Here is a 7,065-nt window from a genome sequence, read left to right as displayed (position 1 = left end):
GCGAGGCCCCGGCTCAAGCCCGGGGCAGCGGGGAGGAGAAGAGGGCGGCGGGTGCCGGTCGAGCCCGGGGCAGCGGGGAGGCGCAGAGGGCGGCGGGTGCCGGTCGAGCCCGGGGTACCGGGGAGGTGCAGAGGGCGGCGGGGAAGTGTGGGGCTCGCCGGGTGCCGGGGCGGGCCCGGGGAAGCGGTGCAAGGTGCGCGAGGGCGGGCGGCGGCTTCGGGGCGGGCCCGGGCCGCAGCGGGGCGCAGCGGGGGGCAGCGGGCCGCAGCGGGGCGCAGCGGGGGGCAGCGGGCCGCAGCGGGGGCAGCGGCGCGAGGAGGCACTGCGGCGCAACGGGGCACTGTGGCGCAACGGGGTACTGTGGCGCAGGGGGCGGGGTCGCCCGTCCGGCGGCATGACGGGCGCCCGTGTGGCCGCAGCGCGGCCGGCTATTGCTCGAGCTTGCTCTCGCTCTTTTCGTCGACCAGGCCGAGCTCGGCGGTCTTGCGGCTGGCGAAGGCGGCGCCGATCTCGCCCTTGTCGTCGCCCTCGAACACCTCGCGGGCGCGGGCGAACAGGTCGCTCTCCTCCTCCTCCATGTGGTGCTCGTAGGCCTCGCGCAGCGTGGCGAAGCGCTGCAGCCAGCCGGGCGAGGAGAAGTCCTTGCCGTCCAGCTCGTCCATGATGTCGTCCATCTCCTGGTGCTCGTGCACCGAGTGGCGCGCGTCCTGCTGGCCTTCGGGGTCGGCCATGAGCCGGGCGTAGAAGGTCTCCTCCTCGGCCGCGGCGTGGGCCTTCACGTCGTAGTAGAAGCGCTGCCAGCACTTGCGCCGCGCGGCGCTGTCGCCGCTGGTGTCGGCGATGCGCGCGAGCAGGTCGCGGTGCGTGGCGTGGTCGGCCGCAATGGCGTCGTAGATCGTGGGCATGGGGCCCTCCCGTCCGGTGGCACGTTTGCAGGTGAACCCTTGGGTGAACCCTTGGGTGAACCCTTGGGCGATCCCTTGGGTGAACCCTTGGGCGAACCCCTGGGCAAACCCTTGGGGGTGTGCCTAGGAAACGCGCGGCGGCGCCGGCCGTTGCCTGCAGCGGAGCCGACCGTTGCCCGGGGGCGGTGCCGGCCGTTGCCTGGGGGCGCCTCAGCTATAGACCCGGGCGGGCTCGATCAGCTCGAAGCCCTTGATCTCGAACTCGTGCCAGCGGCCGTCGGGCTGATCGGTGCGCGCCGTCAGCACGCCCTTTGCGTCGCGGAAGACGGCGTGCACCGAGTGCAGCGCGCGGTAGCAGTAGCTGTCGTCGGGGTAGATGAGCTTGATCATGTGCGCCTCCTGTTCGGGGGATGTTCGTGGCAATTCGCCACTAAGTTGAATCATGGCGAAAGTGGGGCACAAAGGCGGAATGAACGCGGACCGAAATACGGCGGCGCCGCCGCCCGACGGGGCGCGTCCGGGCAAGCCGGGCCAGACCCACCGCCCGGCTCAGCGCAGGCCGAGGCCGCGGGCGATGATGCCGCGCAGGACCTCCGACGTGCCGCCCTGGATGGTCAGCTTCGGGGCGACGAGCGTGGCGTGCTCGATGAGCTCCTCGAAGCGCGCCGCGTTCGCGGGGTCGGGCCGGGCGAAGGCGGAGAGCGCACGGGCGCGGGCGGGCAGCGCCTGCTCCCATACCGTGCCGAGGTCCTTGACGATGGAGGATTCGAGCACCGGTTCGTGCCCGGCCTCGAGCATGGCCGCGACCGAGACCGACATGCGCCTGAGCGTGTGCAGCTGGGCGACCAGGCGGCCCACCCCTTCGGAGGCGCGCACGTCGGCGTCGCTGCCCACGGCGCGGATCAGCGCGGGCAGGAGGTAGAAGGTCTCGAGGAAGCGCTCGGGGCCGGAACGCTCGTAGGCGAGCTCGGCGGTCGCCTGCTTCCAGGCGGCGTCGACCTCGCCCAGCACATGATCGGCGGGGACCATCACGTCCTCGAAGCGCACCTCGTTGAAGTCGGACGAGCCGGGCATCTGCTCGATCGGGCGCACGGAGATGCCGGGCAGCGAGAGGTCGACGAGGAACTGCGTGAGGCCGTGGCGGCGGTTCTCGGGCGTGGGCGGCGCGGTGCGAAAGAGCGCGATCATGTACTCGGCGCGGTGCGCGTTCGAGGTCCAGATCTTGGTGCCGTTGACGCGGTAGTGCTCGCCCTCGCGCACGGCCCTGGTGGAGGCGGCGAACAGGTCCGAGCCCGAGCCCGGCTCGGACATGCCGATGGCAAAGCACAGCTCGCCCCGGGCGATGCGGGGCAGGATCTCGCGCTTCATCGCCTCGGTGCCGTATTTCAGCAGCACGGGGCCGGACTGGCGGTCGGCGACGAAATGCGACCAGGTGGGGGCGGAGGCCGCGCGCATCTCCTCGGTGACGACATAGCGCTCGAGATAGCTGCGCTCGGCGCCGCCGTACTGCTTGGGCCAGGTCATGCCGATCCAGCCGCGCGCGCCGACGCGGCGCGAAAACTCGCGGTCGTAGGAGGGGTTCCTCAGCCCCAGGGCGGGGTCGAAGGTGCCGCGGGCGACCTCCTCGGCGAGGAAGGCGCGGACCTCCTCGCGCAGGGCTTGCGCCTGGGGCGGCAGGCGGAGCGGGTCGAAGCGGAGCGCGGTCTGCATCGGGTCTTCCTAGCGAGCGCGGTGAGCGGGGCCCCGGCCGCAGGGGCGGGACCTCCGGGCGCTGGGTGGGGTGGTCTGAGGCCCCGGGTCAAGCCCGGGGCAGCGGGGGGTGGAGGGGCGGGGCCGCCGGGCGCTGGACCGGATGGCGCGAGGCCCCGGGTCGAGCCCGGGGCAGCGGGGAAACCTTGGCTCCGTCATCCCCCGCCTCCTACCGCGCCGCGATCAGGGGCCAGACGGCGTCGGGGCCGGCCTCGGTGACCATGTCGCCGAGCATGGCGGCCCAGTGGCTTTCGGCGCCGAAGTCGTCGCGCCAGCCCCACAGGCGGCGGGTGTAGCGCTGGAGCACATGTTCGGCGGTCCAGCCGATGGCACCGTGCACCTGGTGGGCGATGCGGGCGCCTTCGGCCGCGGCCTCGCCGACGCGGATCTTGGCCGCGGCGATCTCGAGGAACAGCGCCTCGGAGAAGCCCTCGCCGCGGGTGAGCGCGTCGGCCGCCGAGCCCGCGGCGGCGAGCGCGGCGGCGACCTCGCCGGCGAGCCGGGCGAGGTTGTGCTGGATGGCCTGGAACTTCGCCAGCGGGCGGCCGAACTGCTCGCGGTCCTGGGCGTAGCGCACGGACAGCGCCAGCAGGGACTCGAGCGCCCCGGTCATCTGCACGGCGCGGATCGCGGCGCCGACCAGCATCGGCGTGTCGGCGTGCCAGCCGGCGGGCGCCTTCGCCAGCTCGACCGGGGTGGCGTCGCCGAAGGTGAGGTCGGCGCGCTCGCAGCCCATGTCGACGGCGCGCGGCGCGGCGCGGAACGAGCCCGGCGCCATCAGGGCGACCACCTGGGAGTCCTTGCGCTCGGCCACCACCACGACGGCGCGGGCGTCGCCCGCGTGCGGCACGGCGCGCGCGGTGCCCGAGACGGTGCCGTCCTCGCCGCACACCAGCGCGTCGCCCAGCCGCACGGGGGCCAGCGTCAGCGGCCCCGAGGGGCAACTCAGCCCGGCGGCGTCGAGGAAGTGGCCGGCGAGCAGGGTCTCGGCGATCGGCACGGGGGCGGCGTAGTGGCCCGAGACGCGCAGCACCTCGAAGCCCTCGGCCAGGCCCGCCCCTGCCCCGCCATGCGCCTCGGACACCCAGGCGAGCGTCAGGCCGGCCTGCTCGAGCGCCGACCACAGCGGCGCCTTCCAGGCGTCGCCGCTAGCCCCGCCCCCAGCCGCGTTCAGCGCCTGCGGGTCGGCGAGGTCGGCGAAGATGCGCGCCGCGGTGTCGCGGACGATCGTGTCGGGCGCGCTTGCGGGCTCGCTCACGGGCGGCCTCCCTCGGGCTGCGGGCGGGTTGCGGCTCCCCGCGCGCCAAATTGCCACGGCCGGCCAAGCCATGCTAGCGGGAAGCGGGGGGGTCATCAGGAGCGTGATGTGGCCGGATCGCTGAGACGCGACGTGGTGCCGCTCGCCATCGCCCAGACCATCATCTGGGCGTCGATCTACTATGCCTTCCCCGCGCTGCTGCCCTGGTGGGAGCAGGACCTGGGCTGGTCGAAGACCGAGATCTCGGGCGCCTATACGGGGGCGCTGCTGCTCACCGCGATCCTGGCCCCCGTGGCCGGGCGGCTGATCGACCACGGGCTGGCGCGGCCCGTGCATGTGGGCGGGGCACTGGCGGGCGCGGTGCTTCTGGTGGCGCTGAGCCGGGTCACCCAGCCCTGGCAGTTCTACGCCGTGTGGCTGGGCCTGGGCGTGGCGATGGCGGCGAGCCTCTACGAGGCGGTGTTCGCCATCATCACCGTCACCGTGGGCGCGCGGGCGCGCGAGGCGATCACCGCGGTCACCCTGATCGCGGGCTTTGCCGGCACGGTCGCCTTCCCCGGGGCGCATTTCCTCTCCGAGCTTCTGGGCTGGCGCGGCGCGGTGCTGTGCTTTGCCGCCGCGGTGGTGGTGGTGGCGCTGCCCGCGATGTTGTGGGGGTTGCGGCTTTTGGAGCGGCACCGGGCACCGCCGGCCGCGCACGAGACGGCCGAGGAGGAGGCCGCGCGTGCGGCCGAAAACGCGGCAGTGACCGCGGCGGTGACGCGGCGGCCGGCGTTCTGGCTGCTGGGCTTCGGCTATGGCTGCATCGGCATGGTGCACGGTCTGATCCTGGCGCACCTCCTGCCGATCCTGGCCGACCGCGGCATCGGCGCCGGCGTGGCGGTGCTGGCGGCCTCGATGATCGGACCGATGCAGGTGGTGGGCCGGGTGGCGATGATGGCGACCGAGCGCTGGATGACCACCTTCGGCGCGGCGCTGGCGTGCTATGTGGGGCTGGCGCTGGGGGCGACCTCGCTGTTGTTCGCGGGCGCCGCGCCGTGGCTGGTGGGGGCGTTCGTGGTGATGCACGGGGCGGGCTATGGCACCGCCTCGATCGTGCGGCCGGTGCTGACGGCCGAGGTGCTGGGCCGGCGGCGCTATGGCGTCATCGCGGGGATGCTGGCGATTCCGTTCATGGGCGGCTTCGCCGCCGGGCCGACGCTGGCCGCGCTGGTCTGGGGCCTGGGCGGCTATAACCTGGTGCTGATGCTGGCGATCGGCGTGGCGGGTGCCGGGATGCTGGCCGTGGTGGCGGCAGCGCGGGTGCGGTGAGGGCGAGGCGCGCTACGGGCCCCGCGGGCGGGTGTGCCCCGGGGCCCGTGCTGCCGGCGGACGCCGAACTAATGCGAGAAGTCCAGGTTCAGGTCATTGCCGTTGGCGAACTCCGGGGTCCCATTGTTGCCCGAGGCGGTCGGGGCAAGGAAGTCGCCCATCGAGCCGCCGGGGTCGGTCGGGCCGGCGCAGTTGCTCGTGTCGCCGCACACCCATGGCCCGGGCGAGAGCGACGGCACGACGCCGTCGCCCGACGTGCGCGTGTTCGAGGTGTTGCCGTAGATGTCGCCGGAGATCAGCGGCCCGACCGTACCGGGATCGGTGCTGCTGAAGCCGGTGCCGATCTCGCCCGCCCCGGCGACGACGGCGTCCATCTGGGCGTCCGACATCAGGGTCGGCCCCGCCTGGGCGGCGGTGGTCATGGCCGCAAAGGCCGCAGTCAACAGGCACGCACGTAACATGGTCTGATTGCTCCCATTCCAATTGATAGACAGGACCTACAGTCCAATAACGGCGATGTGTCATCAATGTGTCAGACCGTCGCATTTCTTTCATTTCATAATAAATTTCCGAATAAGCACACTCATTGGTTGCAGATCCGCCAATTATTGCCACGGATGAGTGCAGGGTCTTGGCGGAATATGCCCCGCCCGGCGCAGGGGTGCAGGCGATTCCGCCGGGCTTTACAGGGCCTCCTTGTGGTTTCATTACCGGGGCGAAGGTTCGTTAATGAAACGTAATTGGCGGCGGCGCGGAGCTGGTGCTAGACTGGTCGTCCTTCACCGAAGCAGATCACCGAGGAGGACCCGTGATGAAAACTTTCACGCTGGCACTGGTTGCCGCCGTCTTCGGTATGACCGGCTTTGCGTATGCGGGCGAGAGCACCGGCGCGGGAGCGGCGCCGGCGCCGACCCTGATGTCCGACGCCCAGATGGCGAACACGGTTGCGGGCTACGACGTGTCGTTCAGCTGGACCAACACCCTGCTGCTGCCCGCGGTGCAGGCGCCGCAGCAGACCCAGGCCGTAGGCGACGTGTATACGCCGCGCCCGCACGAGCAGCTGCCTGCCGTGCAGAGCGCGCAATTCGTCTACGACTGATCCTCGACGGCGAGGGCTCGCCCGGGGGCCCGGGCGGGCCCACCCGGCAGCGCCGCGGTTTCGGTCACGGCCCGCAAGTCACGGCGCCGCCTTCACAAAACAAGTTGCCGAAATTCGGGCAGATGATAAGATCATCGCGCTGAAAAGCGGACTCTGTCGCAAGCATTGTGCGAGGTCCCTCGCACAAACATCGGAGAAAAAACGATGAAAGACCTGTTGGTGGCGTGCGTCGTCGCTGGCGTGGCGATCGGCGTGTCCGGCCTGGCCTTCGCGGGCGAGGCCAAGAGCCCGAAGCTCCTGAGCGATGCGCAGATGGAGAAGGTCGTGGCGGGCTCCTTGGACACAAACGCCTTTGGCCTGGTCTCGTCCGGTATCGGGCAAGTGACCTGTGTTCCCGCGCCTGCCCAACAATTTGGATTCAACAGCCAGGGCGTCTTAGGTGCATACACGGCTAGTGTCTGCAACGTACCCCACTGACACTTCGTCGCGGCGGAGGGGCCATGCCCCGGCTCGCCTCGACGGCGGATGCGGAAAGGGCGGTTGCGGCCGCCCTCTTCACTTGCGCCGGGCGGGCGTGGCGGCGGGGCGGGTCGGATCAACCGACAGTTGTTTGCGGTGGCGCGGATACGCGTTTCAATTAAAAATATTCCGCTACGTTGAAGTTGCCGCCCGGCAACACTGTGGCAATACTGCCGCATGCCGTCATGATTATTTCAAGAACACGTGAGCGGGACAGGGTTTCG

The 7,065-nt window shown here is 71.4% G+C and carries 8 protein-coding genes; 3 read left to right on the top strand and 5 right to left on the bottom strand.

Translation table 11 applies throughout. The annotated features are described in order from the left end of the window. Positions 1-428: 428 nt before the first annotated feature. The 4 genes from AC32QD_RS10615 to AC32QD_RS10600 form a co-directional block, all read right to left on the bottom strand. The gene (locus AC32QD_RS10615) at positions 429-905 is read right to left on the bottom strand and encodes a hemerythrin domain-containing protein (RefSeq protein ID WP_492010472.1); all 477 of its coding nucleotides are present in this window, start codon (positions 903-905) and stop codon (positions 429-431) included. Positions 906-1,115: 210 nt separating this feature from the next. Then, positions 1,116-1,295 (bottom strand): hypothetical protein, encoded by a 180-nt coding sequence (locus tag AC32QD_RS10610; protein ID WP_492010471.1) that lies wholly within the window; start codon positions 1,293-1,295, stop codon positions 1,116-1,118. Positions 1,296-1,454: 159 nt separating this feature from the next. Further along, positions 1,455-2,615, bottom strand: a complete 1,161-nt coding sequence (locus AC32QD_RS10605) for an acyl-CoA dehydrogenase family protein (protein ID WP_492010470.1) — start codon at positions 2,613-2,615, stop codon at positions 1,455-1,457. A gap of 208 nt (positions 2,616-2,823) precedes the next feature. Next, positions 2,824-3,912 carry an acyl-CoA dehydrogenase family protein gene (locus AC32QD_RS10600; protein WP_492010469.1) on the bottom strand — a complete coding sequence of 363 codons (1,089 nt, stop codon included), beginning with the start codon at positions 3,910-3,912 and terminating at the stop codon, positions 2,824-2,826. Between the two features lie 108 nt (positions 3,913-4,020). Here AC32QD_RS10600 and AC32QD_RS10595 point away from each other — a divergent pair, with 108 nt between their 5' ends. Further along, on the top strand, positions 4,021-5,223 hold the full coding sequence (locus tag AC32QD_RS10595; RefSeq protein ID WP_492010468.1) for an MFS transporter: 1,203 nt from the start codon (positions 4,021-4,023) through the stop codon (positions 5,221-5,223). A 68-nt stretch (positions 5,224-5,291) separates the two neighbouring features. Here AC32QD_RS10595 and AC32QD_RS10590 read toward each other — a convergent pair whose 3' ends face one another. Further along, positions 5,292-5,684 carry a hypothetical protein gene (locus tag AC32QD_RS10590; RefSeq protein WP_492010467.1) on the bottom strand — a complete coding sequence of 131 codons (393 nt, stop codon included), beginning with the start codon at positions 5,682-5,684 and terminating at the stop codon, positions 5,292-5,294. A 350-nt stretch (positions 5,685-6,034) separates the two neighbouring features. Here AC32QD_RS10590 and AC32QD_RS10585 point away from each other — a divergent pair, with 350 nt between their 5' ends. Then, positions 6,035-6,322, top strand: a complete 288-nt coding sequence (locus tag AC32QD_RS10585) for a hypothetical protein (protein ID WP_492010466.1) — start codon at positions 6,035-6,037, stop codon at positions 6,320-6,322. A 204-nt stretch (positions 6,323-6,526) separates the two neighbouring features. Beyond that, on the top strand, positions 6,527-6,799 hold the full coding sequence (locus AC32QD_RS10580) for a hypothetical protein (RefSeq protein WP_492010465.1): 273 nt from the start codon (positions 6,527-6,529) through the stop codon (positions 6,797-6,799). Positions 6,800-7,065 lie beyond the last annotated feature (266 nt).

It is taken from the genome of Thermohalobaculum sp., assembly GCF_058622915.1.
Note: the sequence above shows the minus strand (reverse complement) of the source record. Positions and strands in the feature narration are given on the sequence as shown.

Excerpts from the sequence above, each read along its gene's own strand:
- AC32QD_RS10580 (WP_492010465.1), top strand. The coding sequence starts at position 6,527 with ATGAAAGACCTGTTGGTGGCGTGCGTCGTCGCTGGCGTGGCGATCGGC.
- AC32QD_RS10585 (WP_492010466.1), top strand. The coding sequence starts at position 6,035 with ATGAAAACTTTCACGCTGGCACTGGTTGCCGCCGTCTTCGGTATGACC.
- AC32QD_RS10610 (WP_492010471.1), bottom strand. The coding sequence starts at position 1,295 with ATGATCAAGCTCATCTACCCCGACGACAGCTACTGCTACCGCGCGCTG.
- AC32QD_RS10590 (WP_492010467.1), bottom strand. The coding sequence starts at position 5,684 with ATGTTACGTGCGTGCCTGTTGACTGCGGCCTTTGCGGCCATGACCACC.
- AC32QD_RS10615 (WP_492010472.1), bottom strand. The coding sequence starts at position 905 with ATGCCCACGATCTACGACGCCATTGCGGCCGACCACGCCACGCACCGC.
- AC32QD_RS10605 (WP_492010470.1), bottom strand. The coding sequence starts at position 2,615 with ATGCAGACCGCGCTCCGCTTCGACCCGCTCCGCCTGCCGCCCCAGGCG.